This is a genomic window from Enterobacter sp. BNK-29 (genome assembly GCF_048684785.1).
Classification (GTDB): domain Bacteria; phylum Pseudomonadota; class Gammaproteobacteria; order Enterobacterales; family Enterobacteriaceae; genus Enterobacter; species Enterobacter cloacae_M.
This window is the reverse complement of the sequence record NZ_JBLQTU010000004.1, coordinates 169,895-189,439: the sequence shown is the minus strand read 5'-3', so window position 1 is coordinate 189,439 and position 19,545 is coordinate 169,895. Positions and strand designations below refer to the sequence as shown.

Sequence of the window (19,545 nt, the reverse complement as noted above, 5' to 3'; positions counted from 1 at the left end):
CTCACTTCCCCTCTCCGACCGCTATCGCGTTGACCACGTCCAGCGCGCTGCGCACGCCATCTTCATGAAAGCCGTTGTACCAGTAGGCCCCGCAGTACCAGCTCCGGTTATGACCGTTGATCTCGCCGCGCCGCGCCTGCGCCCGCCAGCTTTGCGGGTTAAACAGCGGATGTTCATAGACAAAACGTTGCAGAACGAAGCGCTCATCTACCGGCGCGTCCGGGTTGAGGGTGACGCAGAACAGCGGACTGCCCGCAGGCAGCCCCTGCAGGATGTTCATGTTGTAGGTGACGCAGGCGCTGGCCTGCTCCTCCGCGCTCAGGCGGTAGTTCCAGCTGGCCCACGCGCGCTGCCGCACCGGCAGCCAGCGCGGATCGCTGTGTAAAACGACCTCGTTGCGCTGCCAGCCGATATCGCCCAGCACCTCGCGCTCTGCGGGCGTCGGGTCATCAAGCATCGCCAGGGCGCTGGCGGAGTGGCAGGCAAAAATTACCCTATCGAAGGTATGACTGCCGTTTTCAAGCTGGAGCGTAACCCCGTGCTCGTGGCGGCTCACCCGCTGCACCGGAGAATTGAGGTGCAGATTCAGACGGTCGCCCAGCTTGTCGAGCATGGCGCGGATATACTCCCGCGAGCCGCCCGGCACCACGTACCACTGCGGGCGCTGGGTGATATCCAGCAGACCGTGGTTCTGGAAGAAATGTAAGAAAAGCGGCAGCGGGAAACGCTTCATCTCCTGCAGCGACGAGGACCAGATGGCGGCCCCCATCGGCAGAATGTAGTGGCGCGCAAAAAAAGGCGTGAAGCCGTGCTGTTCCAGAAACGTTTGCAGCGTGGCGTTCGGGTCCACCTCCCCGTCCAGCGCCTGTTTCGCCAGACGATTGAAGCGGACGATCTCCCCGAGCAGCCGCCAGAATGCCGGATTCACCAGGTTTCGGCGCTGGGCAAACAGCGACGTCAGGGTGTGTCCGTTGTACTCCAGCCCCGTCGCCGGGTTGTGCACCGAAAAGCTCATCTGCGTTTTTTGCCCGCTGATGCCCAGCTCGCTGAGCAGGCCCATAAAGCGCGGATAGGTGCGATCGTTGTAAACGATAAACCCGGTATCAATCGCGTATGTGCCCTGTGGCGTTGGGACGTCAACCGTTGCGGTATGGCCGCCGGGCGTTTCGCCCGCTTCAAACAGGGTTACCTGATGGTGCCCGGCCAGGCGCCAGGCGCAGGTCAGCCCGGCGATGCCGCTGCCGATAATCGCAATGTTCATGAACGCACCATCCTGCGCAGCAGCGCGCGCTGAAGAAACGCAGGCAGCCCGGAGAGCAACCGCAAAATAAAGCCGAACCCGTCAGGAAACGCGATATGCATTTTCCCTGCCGCCAGCCCGGTACGGATCGCCTTGACCGCCTCGTCGACGCTCACCCTGCCCGGCATAGCAAAGTCGTTTTTGCGCGTCAGCGGCGTATCAACAAAGCCCGGCGAGACCACCGTGACGGCAATTCCCTTTGGCTCCCAGTCCAGGCGCAAACTCTCGGCAAACCAGCTCAGGGCTGCTTTGGACGCGCCGTAGGCCTCTGCCCGTGGGAAAGGCAGCCAGTGGGCCATCGAACTCACCAGCACCACGCGGTTGCCAGCCGTCAGCTGCGGCTGCAGCGCGTCAAGACAGTTCACCGGGCCGAGGAAATTTGTCGCCATCACCCGCTCCACCAGCGCCGCATCCACCACGCCTCCATCGAGATATTCGCAGGTACCGGCGCAGAGAATAATCAGATCGGCGTAGCTGCCGGTCAGCGCCTGGCGACAGGCGTCCCTGTCTGTCATATCGAACAGGTGAACGGTGAGATTGGGGCAGGTCTGATGCAGCGCTTCGAGGCGCGCCGGATCGCGTCCGCAGGCAATCACGTGGTAGCCGTCTGCGGCATAGGATTTCGCCAGCCCGGCGCCAATGCCCGAGCTTGCGCCGGTGATCAGCACCGTTTTCATGATTTGACCCTCCGCTTCACGCCGCGTACCGCCCAGCCCAAAAGAGGAAGGTGCTCGTAGATCATCTCTCCCGCATCGTAGTAGTCGCGCTGGTGCGTGATGAGATCGTTTTCCGTGTCCACCACCGAACATCCCGGCAGTTCGAGCGGCTCTCCCCCGGCAATGCGCGGATGCGACCAGTGCATTACCCAGGTCACAGCAAACCGGTTCCCGCTGCACAGCGGCGTATCGATGGTAAAACGGCAATGCTCGACGTTGGCCAGCAGATGGGTGAAATAGCGCTGAAGCGCGAAAATCCCGTCATGCTCGCCAAACGGATCGATAAGCGTGGCATTCGAATGGTAAAGCCCCACCAGCGCGGACGGCGGCTGGCTATCCAGTGCGGCGTAGTACTCAACAAACCGACTCACGACAGAGGGCAAAGTGCTCATGGGTCACATCCTGGCTGTAAACAACGTGGCGTAATCGCATAATTAAAACTTACACAATTAACGTTATTTGTCCAAGTTTGTGATAATTTATTTTTTATTTTAGATATATATTAATGACTTAGAGATAGACAAAAGAGTGAATTTTGTAGTCCGGGTAAGGCGTAGCCGCCACCCGGCTTTAACTTTCAGGATATCCTTAAGGCAAACTCACCGGTCTTCTTCCAGGCTTATCCTTTTTATTCATAAGGATGCCCGCATGAAACGTTTCTTTCTCTCCCTTTTCTCCAGCCCGGAATCCTTACTGCAGGTGATGAGCCAGCAGGAAATCATCGAAGCCGTCGAAGATGGCGATCGCATCATTATCGACCAGGACGGGAACGCCTCGGTGAACTACAAAAGCAACGAGGTGCGGCAGGATTTTCTGCGTCACGTCAACATGCTGAAGAGGGCCTGATATGGGAACGGCGATATTTATGGTGCTGATGGTATGCGGGTACTGGTACACCAGCCGCGACCTGTCGACCCGCTTTAAAATCAAGCGCTCCTTTGGCTGGGACGTCTATTTTCTTGTGGCGCTGTACGGCTGTATTTTCGTTCTGCAGGGCGTGATTGCCACCGGTCTGCTCTGGCTGCTCCTGCTCGCCCTTTCTGCGGCCAACAACGCTTTTCACTTTGCCTCGCCGAAATATACCGACTGGCAAATCGACTTTATGAACTGGAGCTTTTTAGGCATTCAGGCGCCGGTGGTCGTGATGCTGGCGTTTGCCATCCTGTTTTGCCTCTACCGCTCTAACTGGGCAGGCAGCGCCAGGCTGGACGGCGAAAGCCGGAAAAAGCTCTACAAACGTCTGGCGCAGTCGAGCGGTATTGAACAGCTGCTGTATCAGTGTATGGAGCAAGGGGAACTGGCGCAGGTCACGCTGCGGTCGAGGCGGATTTACGTCGGCATGATCCACACCGCGACACTGGAATATGAAAAAACGGCCAATATCGTGCTGATCCCGATGTTAAGCGGGTACAGAGATGCGAAGACGATGAACTTTCGCATCGAGAATAACTACAGCAGGTGGTATGCGGAGCATGACATCACGCTCGACTCTGAACCCCGCAGCGCCATGTCATTCCGGAAGGTGATTTTACTCAATCAGATTGAGAGCCTCTCGCTGTTCGATCCCGCCAGCGCCAGCGCGCTATCGCTGGCACAGCGCGACGAGAGCGCTCGCCCTAAAGAGACATCCCCATAATTCTGAGTATGCTCTGCTGTGAAGCGGTTTCAAAAAGAACGTTCTTAACGCAGAGCATGCCCTGCTTCTGGTAGAACCGGTACGCTCCCGCATTCTGCTCAAGCACTTCCAGCCAGAGATAGCCTTTCCCCCTGCTCCGGGCCATGTCGGTGATGCTGTTGAACATCACCTGGCCATAGTTTTTGCCGGTCTCAGCGGGATCGAGGTAGAGCTTGTTGAGGAGAACGCCCTTCTTGTGCGTTTCCGGGAGCAGAGCTTCCCAGGTCACTTTCATGAATCCCACTGGCCGATCGGTCTCGGCAACATACCAGGAAACAGCGTTCTCTTTCAGGCTCTGTTCAAGTACGGAAAGCGCGTACTCGCCGTCCAGAAAATCCTTCATCTCTGCGTCTGACACCCACAGATGCTGAAAATGGGCGGGATAGATTCGGTATCCCAGCTCGCTTAAAAGCGCGGCATCGGCCCCGGTGGCCTGGCGAATTCGAAGCGTCATGGAAAGTCTCCCTGGTAATCACCCGCGTTGGGCATTTTGATAGAGGTCCCAGCGGTTGCCGTAAATATCTTCAAACACCACCACCGTACCGTACTCTTCCTCACGTGGTTCTTCGCAGAAATGAACGCCTTTGTCTTTCATGGCACGGTAATCGCGCCAAAAATCGTCCGTCTGAAGGAAGAGGAAAACTCTGCCGCCGCATTGATTACCGATAAAGCTTTCCTGCCTCTCGTTAGAAGCGCGAGCCAACAAAATATTGCAGTCGCTTTCCGGGTTGGGTGAGACGACCACCCAGCGTTTACCCGGTTGAGGCGTATCTTCTACGAGGGTAAAACCCAGCTTATCCGTGTAGTATTCAATGGCACGATCGTAGTCATCAACCACAATAGCCACGCAGCCAAGGCATCGCTTCTGTGTTCTCATTTTTCGTTTCCTTTAGCCTAAATGGTTATGCTCAGCGCATTCCCACAGAATACGCGCGCATGAAAATATTTCACAGACTGATAAGTATGCTAAGTCCGCCCCAGGTTCAGACACACCAAAACGGGTGGGTGAAAAACCTCATCCGATCGCGCTACTCTGCCTCTGATGAAGGGATGATGGGTGATAAAAAACATATGGAAATTATTTTGATGCGGCATGGAGAACCTCAGCACAGAGGTGAGCCAAAAGTGTCGTGCAGGGAAATGGCGGAGTGGATCGAGAGCTATAACCGCTCTTCAACGGGCAGCGATAGACCTTCTGAAATGGCTCAAATCCTCGCGTACCGCGCGCTCACGTTTCTCAGCAGCCCTCTCCCGCGAGCCCTCTCATCGTTGAGAACGCTGGGGTGTGAACCGGGCTTAATTGATGAGGTTTTTCGGGAAGCGGAACTGCCGGTATTTCGTATCCCAGGGTTACGGTTATCGCCTTTTTACTGGGCGGCGCTGTTTCGCGTTCTTTGGCTCTGCGGCCTGTCTGGCGAAGCAGAGTGCGTAAGCGTCGTAAAAAAACGTGCCGCTAAGGCGGCTGAGATCCTCGTGACGGCGGCTAAGGGCTCCGATGGCCCCGTCTTGCTCATGGGGCATGGGCTCATCAACCGGTTTATTGCAAAGGAACTGATCGCATCAGGCTGGAAAGAACAGACTCGTACGGGTAAGGGGTACTGGGGAGCGGGTGTTTACAGCGTTGTGTAGCGGCACATGCGGAGCCGAGGGTTTTTAATCCTCGGCGCTCGGGTCATCGGGTCTGGCTAAGAATAATGCGATCGAACAGACGGTCACCCAACCAGACGCGCATGCCGATGAGCATCCTGGCATACTTGCCGGCTGCATAGCGCGTACGCGGATGCGGGCTTTTAACGGCGCGGGCAACCACGTCCGCAATCACCTTCGGGTCGCTGCCTCTGCCATTTCCATAAACATTTTTGACCGAGTTAGCCACGTTCGCTACCAGATGACCGTAAGGGCCACTTGCTGAACGTTTTAAAAAATTGCCGCTGACCACATCACCAAAGCCAGTCTCGATTAAACCCGGTTCAACAATCACAACCTTAATGCCAAATTCAGCCACTTCAAGACGCAGACAGTCAGACCATCCTTCGAGGGCATGTTTCGTTGCGTGGTACCAGGCTCCCAGAGGGGTGTAAATCTTCCCTCCTATCGAAGTGATGTTGATAATGTAGCCACTGCGTCTGGCGCGCATGGCCGGGAGCAGCAGCTGCGTAAGGCGGGCTGCGCCAAACACGTTAACCTCAAACTGATAGCGAGCTTCATCAATACCGATCTCTTCTATCGGTCCATAAAGCCCAAAACCCGCATTGTTGACCAGTACGTCAACCCCACCCGTCTGCGACACGATGGTATCCACTGCAGCCAAAATGTCTTCATCACGTGAGATATCCATCCGCAGAGGGCGCGCGCCAAGCTGGGCGAGATCGTTCATTTTCTCAACGCTACGGGCAGCGGCATAAACCTGATAGCCATCCTGAATAAGACGACGGGCGATGACTTTGCCCATACCTGACGATGCACCGGTGACCAGCGCGGTTTTCTTGTCCTGAGTAAACATAAATACCTCGGTGAGTAGACTGTCGTTAGTTTGCCCTCCTTCGGCCCAACGTTAACTAGCGCATCGCGCCACATGACTCGCAAATTGCGCCATCAGAGCGATAAATACGCCCGTGTTTACTCAAGACGCATGGCCATCCTGGCCGCTTCAGGGGTCTGGCCCGTCCAGGCCATAAATGCGCGATAGAATGAGTTAGGATCTTCGAACCCCAGCAAAAATGCGATCTCATACCCGGACAGGCCCGTATTGAGAAGATAATGACGGGCCAGGTGTTCACGACAGGCGTTGACGAGGTTACGAAAATTATCCCCTTCCTGCTCAAGCCTGCGCTGGAGCGTGCGTTTGCTCATTCCCAGGCGCTCCGCCGCTTTTTCAATTGTCGCTTCGTTACCGGGAATAAGTTCCAGGAGTACCGAACGCACGCGCTCGGCGGTCGAGGCCGTGTCATTTAACTGACCGAGACGACGCTGCAGTTCCGGTTCAAATACCTGCCACATCCCCTCATTTACCGTTAAAAAGGGCCGAAGCGCATCGGCTGCGGAAAAGCTGATGGCGGGCTGTTCTCCGTATTGCACGTCAGTACCAAAGAAACGAGAAAAGTGGCTGTTCTGAACCGCTGAGGGTAGCGCAGAAACGCAGATCCGTAAGGGGTTAACCCGTTCGCGGCTTCCCAGCCGCAGAAGCTTGAGCAGGAAACCCAACTCTGCCACCTGCAGAAACACCGGGAGATCCGTCGCAAAAAGCCAGCGCGGTGAAACGGTAAGGTTGCCGTTTTGGTCGACCGTTGTCTCCAGAACCATGGGGGCAATAAGCTGTTTATATCTGGCCAGACGCTGGACAGCCTGCATCATATTGCTACTACAGAGTGCGGCAAAAAGTGGCGGATCAAATATATCCGCAGAGATCGATTCAATAAGTGGTACGGGAAAGGCGGGATCGTTCGTTTCGGCCTCCAGCGCGTTCCAGAAGCGGATGTATTCATCCGTATCGAGTCCGCACGTTTTTTGCAAAAAGAGATCGTCAGGTAATCCTGCCCTGCGGAGAATGCGTTCTGGCTCAAGCCCCGCGTCTTTCAGCAGCGTTTTCCAGCTTATATCGAGGGCGAAAGTACGGTTATAGGCCATTTGCTCATTCCCGGTGTAAAGGTTATTCAACGCTAAGTGTTGTTGCGTTGTGGACGTTTGTCAGTCGTCACAGGTGTAAACATTATTTGCCCACTGATAACGCTGCGGCTAATGCCCGCTTCAACGAAGTGACGACATCATCCGTATCCATGCCCATCTGTGCATGAATAATTGCGCCGTCAATGAGCAGCATGATTTCATTGACGACGCGCTCATCAGCACTCTTCGTCAGCAAGGCAATAATTTTCTTTGTTTCTGACTTATGACTGCGGCATATCTCTTTAATTTCGCTTTCAATATCTTCCGATTTCGCCTCTGCGCTGGCGTTAATAAACGCGCAGCCGTGGAACTCAGGCGAAATAAACCATTCGTAAAGCGTTGCAGATATCGCATCAGCAGGTATTTCGCCTTCATCGAGATGTCGACGCAGCGTGGATTCAAACCAGTTAATCCATATTTCATGCCGATAGTGCAAATAGGCGAGAATAAGCAAGCTCTTACTCGGAAAATGGCGATAGAAAGTCACCTTGGTCACTTTAGACGCTTTAATCAGCGTATCCACCCCCGTCGCCCTGAAGCCCGTGGAATAAAACAGATCGTGCGCCGTGAGTAATATTTTTTCTCTGACGCTGATTTTTGTATCGTTGCCTGCGGGTTCTGTTTTCACTTTTGGGTAGCCTCAAAAAGAATGTTGACAGCGTTATTTTACAGGCATAGATTAGCGCAAGTAGACAGACCTGTCTACATAATATAACGCTGAGGTAATCGCAATGAACACACGTCCTCCTTTACCGCCCTTCACTCGTGAAAGCGCCATCGAAAAAGTCAGACTGGCAGAAGATGGCTGGAACAGCCGCGACCCGGCGAAAGTCGCGCTTGCCTATACGCTGGATACCCAATGGCGTAACCGCGCAGAGTTCGCCACCAACCGTGAAGAAGCCCAGGCGTTTCTTGAGCGGAAATGGAAAAAAGAGCTGGACTATCGTCTGATCAAAGAGCTCTGGGCATTTACGGAGAACCGGATCGCGGTGCGCTATGCCTATGAATGGCATGATGATTCCGGCAACTGGTTCCGCTCTTACGGCAATGAAAACTGGGAGTTTGAGCCGGACGGACTGATGAAGCGCCGCTTTGCCTGCGTAAACGATATGCCGATAAAAGCCTCTGAGCGGCTGTTCCACTGGCCGCTGGGCAGACGCCCGGACGATCACCCTTCGCTGAGCGATCTTGGCTTATAGGATTTTCGCATCACTCCGGGCCGCCCCGGAGTGACGACTTTACAGCGCGCCCAGCTGTTTCATCAGCGTCAGGTTGTCCTCAATATGCCAGTTAGCCACGATCTTACCGTCACCAATCTCATAAATATCCGTGGCGATAAAATCTATTTTCTGCCCCTTTCCTTTCAGCTTGCCAAATGTTCCGGTGAACGTGCCGTGAAAATGTAAATGCGAAACCACGCGATCGCCTGAAATAATCATTTGCTCAACGTCACAGCGTAAATCAGGCACGGCTGCGCGAAACGCACGGGAAGCTAAAATAGCGCCTTCCGGCCCCTGCTTACGCCCTTCCGGAGGCGTTTTATCAATAAAGCCTGCCGCCAGGGCATCACGCGCCAGGGTTTCATTACCCGTGTTCCAGAATGAAGCATATTCTCTGGCGACGGCTTCATTCGCCTTTAATTTCGCCTGCGGCAGGCTGTTGTCCACAATTAGCTGTTTCGGCTGCAGCCATTCCCCCTGCGCGGAAATAGCATTGCCCGACAGACCTGCAAAAATAACCATCGCTACCGCCGAATGAAAATACGTCGTATATTTCATGATATCTCTCAATAGAATATTACATTACCCGCAGTCGATTTCCTGCGGTTCAAATCAGAGAGGGTCAGTTAATTAACGCCCCGCCTTCAATATCAATGACTGACCCCGTGACAAAAGGATTATCAATGGCGAAAAGATACCCTTGCGCGATGTCCTCCGCTCTTCCCCAGGCTTTGGCTGGCAGGGTTTCCGCCGCGCCAGCGAGCATTTTTTCCCGCGCGGCGGCGTCCATGCCCGCATACGCTTCCGTGTCGGTCAGCCCCGGACTTACGACGTTGACGCGCAGCGGTGAAAGCTCTTTCGCCAGCACTTTTGTCGCGGCCTCGATGGCGGCATTCATCGTCGTTTTAACAATGGCGCCCGCCACGGTGCGACGCGCCACGAACCCGCTGGTGAACGTCAGCGTACCGCCGGGCGCGATGTTCCCGCCGAGATAGCGGGCAACATTAATGCTTCCCCAGAATTTTGTATCAAAGGCCAGCCTTGCCGCGCGGAGATCCAGCCCGGAAAGAAGCCCTCCCGGAGCCTGTGAACCCGCCGTAACGACGATATTATTGACCTCACCCAGCGTTTCACCAAGTGCGACAAGCTCTGCCTCACGGCTGATATCCAGCACGAGGGTATGAACAGACCCGGCGTGGGCGCTCAGCCGTTGCCGCGCAGCGTCCAGCTTCGCGCCGTCGCGGCCCGCAAGAATAATTTCCTCGCCGCGCCCGGCAAGCAGGCTGCCCACAGCGAAACCGATGCCGGAAGCGCCGCCGATAATTAAGGTTTTACGGGTCATAACGTTTTCTCCTGTAGGGTGTAAATGGGGTAATCGGTATATCCCGCCGCGGTGCCGCCAAACAGCGTGGCGGGGTCGCGCACCTGGGCCAGAGGCAGCTGGTGCGCCAGCCGGTGGGGTAAATCCGGGTTGGCAATAAACGGCCGTCCGAAGGCAATAAAATCTGCATAGCCGGCAGCAAGGATCTTTTCCGCTTTTTCAAGGCCATAGTTCCCCGCGACGATAAGGGTTCCGCAAAACGTCTCGCGAAGCGATTGACGGAACTGTTCAGGTACCTGCGGCGCATCGTCCCAGTCGGCTTCCGCCAGGTGGATGAACGCAATCCCTTTTTGTTCACACCAGGCCGCGAGAGCGAGTATGGCTTCCGTCACCTGCGGATCGTTCATCCCGCGCTGGGTAATAAACGGGGAAAGGCGAATGCCCGTACGCTCGCGGCCAATGGCCTCGGCAATGGCGCTTAACACCTCCTGAGCAAAGCGGATCCGGTTCGCCAGCGTGCCGCCGTACTCGTCCGTGCGTTTGTTGGAGGTTTGACGCAGAAACTGGTCGATCAGATAGCCGTTTCCGCCGTGAACCTCCACGCCGTCAAACCCGGCCTGAACGGCATTCAGTGCCGCCTGACGATAGTCCGCGATGATGCTGTGGATGTCCTTGCGCGAGAGGGTTCTCGGCTGCGGGCAGTCAACCATTTGGCCTTCGCCCTTTTCGTTCACCACCCACACCTGCGCGTCCGGCGCCAGTGCTGACGGGGCGACGGGCTGCCCATCCTGATGAAAGCTGGCGTGCGACATTCGCCCGACGTGCCAGAGCTGCGAAAAAATCACCCCGCCCGCCTGATGCACGGCGCCAGTGATGAGCTGCCATCCTGAAACCTGCTCAGGCGAATGGATGCCGGGCGTCCATGAGTATCCCTGTCCCTGAGGCGAAATCTGGGTGGCTTCCGTGATAATTAATCCGGCGCTTGCCCGCTGCCGGTAATACTCCGCCATCAGCGCCGAGGGAATATTTCCCGGCTGCAGGGAGCGCGCGCGGGTCATCGGCGCCATGACGATACGGTTTTTCAGATCCTGCTGACCCAGCCTGTAGCGTTCAAAAAGTGAGATACGTTGCATGTTTTCATCCCTTATGGTTTGGATGAAATCACTTTACAGGCGGCATCTGATTTTGATAATTACGCTAAAAGTAGATGCACTTTTCGGAAAATATGAATAATGGGTAAACTCGAAGACATGTCGTTACTGGTGGAAGTTGCCGAGGCCGGAGGTCTTTCTGCCGCCGGGCGACGCCTGTCGCTTTCTCCCGCCACCATGACGGCCAGGCTGAAGGCGATTGAGGAGCGTTACCAGACGCGCCTGTTTCACCGCTCAACGCGATCCATCACGCTGACCCGCGCCGGGGAAGAGTTTTACCATGCCGCGCTGCGCGTGCTGGAAGAAGTGCATCACGCCGAGTCGTTACTGGCGCAAAAGGAAGGCGTGCTCAGCGGCAACATTCGCCTTTCTGCGCCCTCGGACTTTGGCAGACAGTATCTTAGCCCCGCCGTCGTGGAATTCTCACGACGCCATCCCGACGTTAAATTTTTCATCTCGTTAAGAGAACACGTTGAGGACCTGGTCGCTAACCGGCTGGATATGAGCGTGCGTTTTGGCAACCTGCCGGACAGCAGACTTGTCGTCAGAAACATCCGCCCGAACCATCGGGTGCTGGTCGCCTCCGGGGAGTATCTTAACGAACGCGGCATCCCCGCCACGTTTGCCGATTTAGCTCAGCACCGGTGCCTGGCGCTTGAGTCTCAGGGCGTGGTGATGAACGAATGGCGCTTTGAAAAAGATGGCGAGGAAAGCGTCGTTCGCGTTGAGCCTGCCATGGTGTGCGATGACGGGGCTTTGCTTCGTCAGTGGGCACTCAGCGGAGCTGGCATCGCGGGGAAATCGTGGTGGGACGTCAAAGACGATGTTGAAACCGGAAGGCTCACGGTACTGTTTGCCGACAGCTTCACCGGCTTTAGCCGATACGATCGCAAAGATGTCGGCCTGCAGCTTGTTTACCCCCAGCGCAAACTGCAGCCGCTTCAGGTCACGGCGTTTAGCCAGTTTTTTCTCGACTGGCTAAAAAAGCAGTAAAATTAAATCGCGTCAGGCAGCTGCGGTTAATTTGTCGCCAAAATAAGAGATAGCGCGCATTTCGGTGACATCCTCAGGACTACTCTGTGAGCGGTTTTCAGGAGGTACAAAATATGAAAAAGCTTCTGATCTGTTGTTTGTTTGGTAATACCGCAAACTCTCTCGCCAAAAAAATGCAGTCTCTAGCAGAACGCGAAGGCTATCCGCTGATGATTAGCGCTGTTGGGCTGGATAACTTCGCCAGCGTCGCTCCCGCTTTCGATGGTTTCCTCATCGCGCCGCACATTCAGTACAAACTCGATGAGATAAAAGAAACGGTGGGCAATACGCGTTCAATCGCCATTATTGAGAGCCTGCCCTATGCCTCTCTCGACGCGAGGAATGTATTGAATTTCGTGAAGGAACAGATGCCTGAACTGGCTGCCTGACAGATAAGGCCGCATCGGTTTTGCGGCCTCCTCTCACCCGGCGCTCAAAACGTGTCGACGCAAGGCTGGCCGACCTTATTAATAGCGTTTTTCAACCTGGCTCTGAGTTCAATTAACGCCGCTTCTTTCTCTTCAAGCTGCTGCAGCTTGCGGCGCAGTGAAGCCTGTTTTTGCTCAGCGGTAAAGTTGTCGTCAACCCAGACAGCTAAAACCTCTGCAATTTCGGCTAAGGTAAAACCCAGCATTTTGGCATGCTTGATCATATTTAAGCGCTGTAAATCGACGGCGGAATAAACTTTGTAATTATTGCTGCGATTGGGCCGCGGGATATTCTCTAATAGCCCCTGTCGCTCATAGTAACGCACCGTCTCTTTCGACAATCCCGTTTTCGCACACAGTTCACTAATTCGCATCGCGTCGACCTCACCTTGTAAAAATCACGCTTGACCGTGTACCTAAGTGCACGGTTTATCCTGTGCGGCATACATTAGGGAAACGGGATTAAAGATATGAATTCTTTTGATTATACAGGAAAAACAGCGCTGATTACCGGAGCATCTTCGGGCATAGGCCGTGATTTTGCCCGGCAGCTCGCCGCCCGCGGCGTGGCCTTGATCCTCGTCGCCCGCAGCGAGCCAAAGCTGCAGGCGCTTGCCGCAGAGTTGGTCAGAAAGCACGGCGTCTCCATCACGATTATCGTGCAGGATTTAGTGAAGCCAGAAGCCATTCCCCACATTGTGGAACGGCTTGAAACCTTAAGACGCGTCCCAGACATTCTGATTAATTGCGCCGGGTTCGCCACCTACGGGCCATTCGAGAAGCTGTCAATCGACAGGCAGCGTGATGAGATTAACGTAAACTGCATGGCCCCCGTGGAGCTGACTCACGCCCTGCTGCCGGGAATGCTGCAGCAAGGTTCCGGGGTGATTATTAACGTTGCGTCAACGGCCGCGATGCAACCGGATCCCTATATGGCGATTTATGGCGCAACCAAAGCCTTCCTGCTCTCGTTTTCGAACGCGCTGTGGGGAGAATATCGCTCCAGGGGCATCCGCGTCCTGGCGCTTTGCCCCGGCGCAACGGATACGGCCTTTTTTGATGTGGTGAATGCTGAGGAAGCCTCGGTAGGTAAACGAATGCCCGCTCACAAGGTGGTCACCCTGGCGTTGAAGGCCGTGGAGAGTAACCGTAACTACCTGATTACCGGATGCGGTAACTGGCTTCTGGGGCAGCTACACCGGTTCGTGACGCGCAGGCGTCTGGTGCTTATTGTTGAAAAAATATTGCGCCCGCGCTCGGCATAAGCAAAAACGGCTCTGTTCAGCGCAAGGGAGTTGCGCTGAAACCCACGCTTATCGCAGACAGATAGATGCCATAGTGCACGAAAAACAGTGATACACTTACCGCATCTGGTTGATCGTCCCGTCGGAACGGCTCATGATGAATGACGGTAACCAAATCTCAAAATGGTCACTCGTTGTTAATCGTAGCCCGTCACGCTAAGCTTAAATAATGACTAAAAATATGAATCCCCCATCATCACGTGGTCCCCTTGATCACGCTGTCAGAGAGCAAATCGTCGAAGCGGCTTTTGAGCACTTCGGCCACTACGGCTATGAAAAAACCACCGTCGCCGAACTGGCTAAATCCATCGGTTTTTCAAAGTCCTACATTTATAAGTTTTTCGATTCTAAACAGGCTATCGGCGAGGTGATCTGCGCTAACCGCCTGGAGCTGATCATGGCGGCAGTGCTTTCCGCCATCGAGGATGCGCCGTCAGCAAGCGAAAAATTACGCCGCCTTTTCAAAGCGCTCACCGAGGCGGGAAGTGAGCTGTTTTTCCACGACCGTAAGCTGTACGACATTGCCGCCGTCGCCGCGCAGGAGCAGTGGCCGTCAACCCAAAAATACAGTGAAAGCCTGATGAAGCTGATCGAGAGCATCATTATCGAAGGCAGGCAGGCCGGCGAGTTTGAAAGAAAAACGCCGCTGGATGAGGTCACATTTGCCGTCTACATGGTGATGTGCCCTTACATTAACCCCGTTCAGCTGCAGTACAACCTCGAAATGGCCCCCACGGCGGCAGTGCTACTCTCTTCACTGATTTTAAGAAGTCTGGCCCCTTAATTTGTGACCATTGACAATTTTGGTCACTAGTCAGAGAATGCGGATACCGTCCTGTTACGTCAAAAAGGTTTCCCATGCTCAGGCTCTCTTCAGCCCGCGTTGCCGTTTGTCTCCTGCCGTTTGCCCTGGTGGCGTGCGGCGATATTTCCGCGAGTGACGATCCGCGCACAAAGCCACCGCTCGTCAGATCCGCCTCCGTCGAGCTAGCGAACAATAACGCCCGCGCCTTCACGGGCGTGGTGGTCGCAAGAACGCAAAGCGATTTAGGTTTCAGAGTTCAGGGAAAAATCCTTGAGCGAATGGTCGATACGGGGCAGACCGTCAAACAGGGCCAGCCCCTGCTGCGTCTGGATCCGGTTGACCTGAAATTACAGGCTCAGGCGCAGCAGCGCGCGGTGGATGCAGCTCAGGCGCGCGCGCGCAAAGCCACCAGCGATGAGGCGCGCTATCGTGGACTTGTGGCGTCCGGCGCCGTGTCTGCATCGGAGTATGACCAGATCAAAGCGGCGGCCGATACGGCCAGGGCCGATCTCAGCGCCGCCCGGGCGCAGTCCAGCGTGGCGCAAAACGCCACGGGCTATGCCGTGCTGCTGGCGGATTCGGACGGCGTGGTCATGGAGACGCTCGCCGAGCCGGGTCAGGTCGTCAGCGCCGGACAGGTGGCGATCAGGCTCGCCAGAGCGGGACAGCGTGAAGCGCTCGTCCAGCTTCCGGAAACGCTGCGTCCTGCCGTCGGCAGCGAAGCGCAGGCCACGCTGTATGGCAATGAAAAACATCCGGTCACCGCAACGCTGCGCCTGCTGTCTGACTCGGCCGATGCCGCGACCCGCACGTATGAAGCCCGTTACGTGCTGGATGGCCTGCTGGCGAACGCGCCGCTGGGGGCAACCGTCACGCTGAACATTCAGGACAATAAAGCGGAAGGTCAGGTCATGCAGGTCCCGCTGGCTTCACTCTATGATGCAGGAAAAGGTCCCGGCGTGTGGCGAATTTCCGCCCAGCCGGCAAAGGTTGCATGGACGCCCGTCAGGGTGCTGAGCGTGGGTGAAGATGCGGCGCAGGTCACGGGCGGCGTGAAGCCCGGTGAGAAGATTGTTGCGTTAGGTGCCCATCTTCTGCACGAAGGTGAGGTCGTCAGGCTTGCCAAGCAACGGAATGCCGCCCTGGCGGAGAATACGCCATGAGCGGAAGCCGCTTCAACCTGTCGGCGCTGGCCGTCCGCGAACGTTCCATTACGCTGTTTCTGATCGTTCTGGCTACGATTGCCGGAATTTACGCCTTCTTTGGGCTCGGGCGCGCGGAAGATCCGCCCTTCACGGTAAAGCAAATGACGGTGATAACCGTCTGGCCGGGCGCCACCGCGCGGGAGATCCAGGATCAGGTCGCCGAACCGCTGGAGAAGCGCCTGCAGGAACTCAAATGGTATGACCGTACCGAAACCTATACCCGTCCCGGCATGGCGTTTATCACGTTGTCATTGCAGGACAAGACCCCGCCTGCCGAAGTGCAGGAGGAGTTCTATCAGGCGCGTAAGAAGCTTGGAGATGAATCTCAGCGACTTCCGGCGGGCGTCATCGGCCCGATGATCAATGACGAATTCTCGGATGTCACCTTTGCCCTCTTTGCGCTGAAAGCGAAAGGCGAACCGCAGCGGCAGCTGGTACGCGATGCCGAAGGCCTGCGCCAGCAGCTTCTGCACGTTCCCGGCGTGAAGAAAGTGAACATTATTGGCGAACAGGCCGAGCGGATTTACATCTCCTTCTCCCATGACCGTCTGGCGACGATAGGACTCTCACCGCAGGATATTTTCAGCGCCCTCAACAGCCAGAACGCGTTAGCCGCGGCGGGTTCCATTGAGACCCGAGGCGCGCAGATTTTTATCCGCCTGGACGGCGCGTTCGATGAACTGCAGAAAATCCGCGATACGCCTTTTGTGGCTCAGGGCAAAACGCTCAAGCTGTCCGATGTGGCAACGGTTGAGCGAGGCTACGAAGATCCCCCGACGATGCTGATACGTAATCAGCATGAGCCCGCCCTTCTGCTGGGCATCGTGATGCGTGAAGGCTGGAACGGTCTGGCGCTGGGGAAAGCGCTGGATGCGGAAACAGCGAAAATAAATGATAGCCTGCCGCTGGGCATGTCCCTGACCAAGGTCACCGACCAGTCCGTGAATATTCGCTCGTCGGTCGATGAGTTCATGATCAAATTCTTCGTCGCCCTGCTTGTGGTCATGGTGGTTTGTTTTGTCAGCATGGGCTGGCGCGTGGGTGTTGTCGTTGCGGCGGCGGTACCGCTGACGCTGGCGGTCGTTTTCGTGGTGATGGAAGCCGCGGGAATAAACTTTGACCGCGTGACGCTGGGCTCCCTGATCCTCGCCCTCGGCCTGCTGGTTGATGATGCCATCATCGCCATCGAAATGATGGTGGTGAAGATGGAGGAAGGTTACGACAGAATCAAAGCCTCGGCCTTCGCCTGGAGCCATACCGCCGCGCCCATGCTGGCCGGTACCCTGGTGACGGCCATTGGCTTTATGCCGAATGGCTTTGCCCAGTCTACCGCCGGGGAATACACCAGCAATATGTTCTGGATTGTCGGCCTCGCCCTGATTGCATCGTGGTTTGTCGCGGTGGTGTTCACGCCCTATCTTGGGGTGAAGATCCTGCCGGCGATCCCTAAAGTAGAAGGGGGTCATGCCGCCATCTATAACACGCCTCGCTATAACCGTTTTCGCCAGCTGCTTGCCCGCGTTATCGCCAGAAAATGGCGGGTGGCCGGGTCGGTGGTCGCCATTTTCCTTCTTGCCGTACTCGGCATGGGGCTGGTTAAAAAACAATTCTTCCCGACCTCCGATCGCCCGGAAGTACTGGTTGAGGTGCAGATGCCCTACGGTACCTCGATTGAGCAAACCAGCGCCGCAACCGCAAAAATAGAAGCGTGGCTGGGCCAGCAGCCCGAAGCCAAAATTGTCACGGCCTATATTGGTCAGGGTTCGCCCCGTTTTTATCTGGCGATGGCGCCTGAACTGCCCGATCCGTCTTTTGCGAAAATCGTGATCCTGACGGACAGCGAGACGTCACGCGAGGCGCTTAAGCTCCGGCTGAGAGACGCTGTCGCCAACGGCCTTGCGCCCGAAGCGCGCGTACGGGTAACGCAGCTGGTGTTTGGCCCGTACTCGCCCTTCCCGGTTGCCTGGCGCGTGTCGGGGCCGGATGTCGAACAGGTGCATGACATCGCTGACAGGGTGAAAGCCGTGCTCCAGGCAAGCCCGATGATGAGAACCGTCAACACCGACTGGGGCTCACGCGTTCCTGTCCTGCATTTCACCCTCGATCAAAACCGCCTGCAGGCGACTGGCTTGACCTCCAGTGCCGTTGCCGATCAGCTCCAGTTTCTGCTCTCAGGCGTGCCCGTCACCTCCGTGCGGGAGGATATTCGCTCGGTAGAGGTTATTGGCCGCGCGGCGGGAGACATACGTCTCGATCCGGCAAAAATCGAGGGTTTCACCCTTGTCGGCAATGCGGGACAGCGCGTTCCGCTGTCTCAAATCGGCAAGATTGAGATCGGCATGGAAGATCCGATCCTGCGCCGCCGCGATCGCACCCCGACGATTACCGTGCGGGGCGACATCGCTAACAATCTTCAGCCACCGGATGTGTCGGTCGCCGTCATGAAGCAGCTCCAGCCGATTGTTGATGCGCTGCCGGCCGGATACCGAATAGACATGGCGGGTTCGATTGAGGAATCGGGCAAAGCCACGCAGGCAATGATTCCGCTGTTCCCGATCATGATTGCCCTGACGCTGCTGATCATCATTTTGCAGGTGCGCTCAATCTCGGCGATGGTGATGGTGTTCTTAACCGCGCCGCTGGGGCTGATTGGCGTAGTGCCCGTGCTGTTGATTTTCAATCAGCCGTTTGGCATCAACGCGCTGGTCGGTTTGATCGCCCTTTCCGGTATTCTTATGCGCAATACGCTGATCCTGATCGGTCAAATCGATCATAACCAGAAGGAGGGCCTCGAGCCGTTCCAGGCGGTGGTTGAAGCGACGGTCCAGCGCGCGCGCCCGGTCCTTCTGACCGCCATGGCCGCCGTGCTGGCGTTCATTCCCCTGACGCATTCGGTGTTCTGGGGCACGCTGGCTTACACGCTGATAGGCGGAACGCTGGGCGGGACGATCGTCACCCTCGTCTTCCTGCCCGCGATGTATGCGATCTGGTTCCGGATCCGTCCTGCGGAACAACGCGTGCAGCACCCTGCAGAAAACGTGTAAACTACCATGAGTAGATAACACTTCTGAGGAAAGCATGGTTGTTAAGCGCTTAAGAAAAGAGGACCGCCGCGTGCAGCTGCTGGAGGTTGCGCGAGGAATCGTTCGTCAGCAAGGTACGGAGGCGCTGACCCTTGGCTACCTGGCCGAACGAGCCAACGTGACCAAGCCTATCCCCTACGATCACTTTGGCGATCGTGAAGGGCTGCTGATGGCGCTGTACCAGGACTATAGCGATCGGCAGCTGGCGAAATTCCGCGAGACGCTGGCGGTCGACAGCAAAACGCTGGAGAAGACGATCCGCTTTTTCAGCGCCGCCTATATCGACTGCGCCATTAGCGCCGGGCCTGAAACCGGGCCAATTGCTGCCGCGCTGTCCGGATCCCACGCGTTGCAGACGTTTCGTGAAGCATGCGTGGCCGAATGCGCCGACTGCCTGCGTACCGCGCTTTCCCCGTTCGTCGCGCTGAAAGGCGTTCAGGGAGAAGCGGTACTGACGGCCATCATCGGCGCGGCGGACGCGCTCAGCACCGCCGCGGGCAACGGCGTGCTCGCCCGGAACGTGGCGGAAGATACGCTCAGCGGCGCCATGACCGGCGTGCTGGAGACCTACGTGAATAGCACAAAATGATCGCTGGGGGCGGATTGACACCTAAGTTACCAATAGTAATATAGGCGTCA

The 19,545-nt window shown here is 56.2% G+C and carries 23 protein-coding genes; 11 read left to right on the top strand and 12 right to left on the bottom strand.

Annotated features, from left to right (window positions below):
• Position 1: 1 nt before the first annotated feature.
• From ACMGGX_RS20565 to ACMGGX_RS20555, 3 genes are read right to left on the bottom strand one after another with little or no spacing between them, the layout of a single operon-like run.
• Complete coding sequence (locus ACMGGX_RS20565; protein WP_420298880.1) at positions 2 to 1,261, bottom strand: NAD(P)/FAD-dependent oxidoreductase; 1,260 nt, start codon at positions 1,259 to 1,261, stop codon at positions 2 to 4.
• Entirely contained in the window at positions 1,258 to 1,977 is a 720-nt protein-coding gene (locus tag ACMGGX_RS20560; protein WP_420298879.1) for an SDR family NAD(P)-dependent oxidoreductase, read from the bottom strand. The genes ACMGGX_RS20565 and ACMGGX_RS20560 overlap by 4 nt, the downstream gene beginning before the upstream one ends.
• Positions 1,974 to 2,408: a nuclear transport factor 2 family protein gene (locus tag ACMGGX_RS20555; protein WP_048977880.1), complete on the bottom strand. Its 435-nt coding sequence runs from the start codon at positions 2,406 to 2,408 to the stop codon at positions 1,974 to 1,976. Before ACMGGX_RS20555 ends, ACMGGX_RS20560 begins: the two co-directional genes overlap by 4 nt.
• A 256-nt stretch (positions 2,409 to 2,664) precedes the next feature.
• On the opposite strand from ACMGGX_RS20555, the gene ACMGGX_RS20550 reads away from it, so the two are divergent.
• Both ACMGGX_RS20550 and ACMGGX_RS20545 read left to right on the top strand, forming a co-directional pair.
• Positions 2,665 to 2,862, top strand: a complete 198-nt coding sequence (locus ACMGGX_RS20550; protein ID WP_023311615.1) for a hypothetical protein — start codon at positions 2,665 to 2,667, stop codon at positions 2,860 to 2,862.
• A gap of 1 nt (position 2,863) precedes the next feature.
• Entirely contained in the window at positions 2,864 to 3,652 is a 789-nt protein-coding gene (locus ACMGGX_RS20545; RefSeq protein ID WP_223534100.1) for a hypothetical protein, read from the top strand.
• On the opposite strand, the gene ACMGGX_RS20540 is transcribed toward ACMGGX_RS20545, so the two are convergent.
• Complete coding sequence (locus tag ACMGGX_RS20540) at positions 3,633 to 4,145, bottom strand: GNAT family N-acetyltransferase (RefSeq protein WP_420298878.1); 513 nt, start codon at positions 4,143 to 4,145, stop codon at positions 3,633 to 3,635. The two genes, ACMGGX_RS20545 and ACMGGX_RS20540, sit on opposite strands and share 20 nt — an antisense overlap.
• An 18-nt stretch (positions 4,146 to 4,163) precedes the next feature.
• Positions 4,164 to 4,568: a VOC family protein gene (locus ACMGGX_RS20535; RefSeq protein WP_032639272.1), complete on the bottom strand. Its 405-nt coding sequence runs from the start codon at positions 4,566 to 4,568 to the stop codon at positions 4,164 to 4,166.
• A 209-nt stretch (positions 4,569 to 4,777) separates the two neighbouring features.
• On the opposite strand from ACMGGX_RS20535, the gene ACMGGX_RS20530 reads away from it, so the two are divergent.
• Entirely contained in the window at positions 4,778 to 5,320 is a 543-nt protein-coding gene (locus ACMGGX_RS20530) for a histidine phosphatase family protein (protein ID WP_181595182.1), read from the top strand.
• Positions 5,321 to 5,363: 43 nt separating this feature from the next.
• Here the strand turns inward: ACMGGX_RS20530 and ACMGGX_RS20525 are convergent, their stop codons facing one another.
• The 3 genes from ACMGGX_RS20525 to ACMGGX_RS20515 form a co-directional block, all read right to left on the bottom strand.
• Complete coding sequence (locus ACMGGX_RS20525) at positions 5,364 to 6,194, bottom strand: oxidoreductase (protein WP_420298877.1); 831 nt, start codon at positions 6,192 to 6,194, stop codon at positions 5,364 to 5,366.
• Between the two features lie 116 nt (positions 6,195 to 6,310).
• On the bottom strand, positions 6,311 to 7,318 hold the full coding sequence (locus ACMGGX_RS20520) for an AraC family transcriptional regulator ligand-binding domain-containing protein (RefSeq protein WP_420298876.1): 1,008 nt from the start codon (positions 7,316 to 7,318) through the stop codon (positions 6,311 to 6,313).
• A gap of 82 nt (positions 7,319 to 7,400) precedes the next feature.
• Positions 7,401 to 7,985, bottom strand: coding sequence for a TetR/AcrR family transcriptional regulator (locus ACMGGX_RS20515; RefSeq protein ID WP_252046147.1), 585 nt, complete (start codon positions 7,983 to 7,985; stop codon positions 7,401 to 7,403).
• A gap of 103 nt (positions 7,986 to 8,088) precedes the next feature.
• Between ACMGGX_RS20515 and ACMGGX_RS20510 the strand changes: the two genes are divergently transcribed.
• Positions 8,089 to 8,556: a DUF1348 family protein gene (locus ACMGGX_RS20510; protein ID WP_023311608.1), complete on the top strand. Its 468-nt coding sequence runs from the start codon at positions 8,089 to 8,091 to the stop codon at positions 8,554 to 8,556.
• Between the two features lie 39 nt (positions 8,557 to 8,595).
• Here ACMGGX_RS20510 and ACMGGX_RS20505 read toward each other — a convergent pair whose 3' ends face one another.
• The 3 genes from ACMGGX_RS20505 to ACMGGX_RS20495 all read right to left on the bottom strand — a co-directional run bounded on the left by ACMGGX_RS20505 (position 8,596) and on the right by ACMGGX_RS20495 (position 11,031).
• Positions 8,596 to 9,135 (bottom strand): ester cyclase, encoded by a 540-nt coding sequence (locus ACMGGX_RS20505; protein ID WP_420298875.1) that lies wholly within the window; start codon positions 9,133 to 9,135, stop codon positions 8,596 to 8,598.
• Between the two features lie 64 nt (positions 9,136 to 9,199).
• Positions 9,200 to 9,919, bottom strand: a complete 720-nt coding sequence (locus ACMGGX_RS20500) for an SDR family oxidoreductase (protein ID WP_348561083.1) — start codon at positions 9,917 to 9,919, stop codon at positions 9,200 to 9,202.
• Positions 9,916 to 11,031 carry an alkene reductase gene (locus ACMGGX_RS20495; RefSeq protein WP_420298874.1) on the bottom strand — a complete coding sequence of 372 codons (1,116 nt, stop codon included), beginning with the start codon at positions 11,029 to 11,031 and terminating at the stop codon, positions 9,916 to 9,918. The genes ACMGGX_RS20500 and ACMGGX_RS20495 overlap by 4 nt, the downstream gene beginning before the upstream one ends.
• Before the next feature lie 99 nt (positions 11,032 to 11,130).
• On the opposite strand from ACMGGX_RS20495, the gene ACMGGX_RS20490 reads away from it, so the two are divergent.
• Both ACMGGX_RS20490 and ACMGGX_RS20485 read left to right on the top strand, forming a co-directional pair.
• Positions 11,131 to 12,042: a LysR family transcriptional regulator gene (locus ACMGGX_RS20490; protein ID WP_420298873.1), complete on the top strand. Its 912-nt coding sequence runs from the start codon at positions 11,131 to 11,133 to the stop codon at positions 12,040 to 12,042.
• A gap of 113 nt (positions 12,043 to 12,155) precedes the next feature.
• Positions 12,156 to 12,470: a PTS sugar transporter subunit IIB gene (locus tag ACMGGX_RS20485; protein ID WP_032639262.1), complete on the top strand. Its 315-nt coding sequence runs from the start codon at positions 12,156 to 12,158 to the stop codon at positions 12,468 to 12,470.
• A 44-nt stretch (positions 12,471 to 12,514) separates the two neighbouring features.
• Here the strand turns inward: ACMGGX_RS20485 and ACMGGX_RS20480 are convergent, their stop codons facing one another.
• Positions 12,515 to 12,883, bottom strand: a complete 369-nt coding sequence (locus tag ACMGGX_RS20480) for a MerR family transcriptional regulator (protein WP_420298872.1) — start codon at positions 12,881 to 12,883, stop codon at positions 12,515 to 12,517.
• 96 nt (positions 12,884 to 12,979) lie between these two features.
• On the opposite strand from ACMGGX_RS20480, the gene ACMGGX_RS20475 reads away from it, so the two are divergent.
• From ACMGGX_RS20475 to ACMGGX_RS20455, 5 genes are all read left to right on the top strand, one after another.
• Complete coding sequence (locus ACMGGX_RS20475; protein WP_420298871.1) at positions 12,980 to 13,774, top strand: SDR family NAD(P)-dependent oxidoreductase; 795 nt, start codon at positions 12,980 to 12,982, stop codon at positions 13,772 to 13,774.
• Positions 13,775 to 13,982: 208 nt separating this feature from the next.
• Positions 13,983 to 14,597, top strand: a complete 615-nt coding sequence (locus ACMGGX_RS20470) for a TetR/AcrR family transcriptional regulator (RefSeq protein ID WP_032657353.1) — start codon at positions 13,983 to 13,985, stop codon at positions 14,595 to 14,597.
• Between the two features lie 74 nt (positions 14,598 to 14,671).
• A complete protein-coding gene (locus tag ACMGGX_RS20465; RefSeq protein WP_420298870.1) occupies positions 14,672 to 15,781 on the top strand; it encodes an efflux RND transporter periplasmic adaptor subunit in 1,110 nt (369 codons plus the stop codon).
• Positions 15,778 to 18,867 carry an efflux RND transporter permease subunit gene (locus ACMGGX_RS20460; RefSeq protein WP_420298869.1) on the top strand — a complete coding sequence of 1,030 codons (3,090 nt, stop codon included), beginning with the start codon at positions 15,778 to 15,780 and terminating at the stop codon, positions 18,865 to 18,867. Before ACMGGX_RS20465 ends, ACMGGX_RS20460 begins: the two co-directional genes overlap by 4 nt.
• Before the next feature lie 34 nt (positions 18,868 to 18,901).
• Positions 18,902 to 19,495: a TetR/AcrR family transcriptional regulator gene (locus ACMGGX_RS20455; RefSeq protein ID WP_023335591.1), complete on the top strand. Its 594-nt coding sequence runs from the start codon at positions 18,902 to 18,904 to the stop codon at positions 19,493 to 19,495.
• Positions 19,496 to 19,545 lie beyond the last annotated feature (50 nt).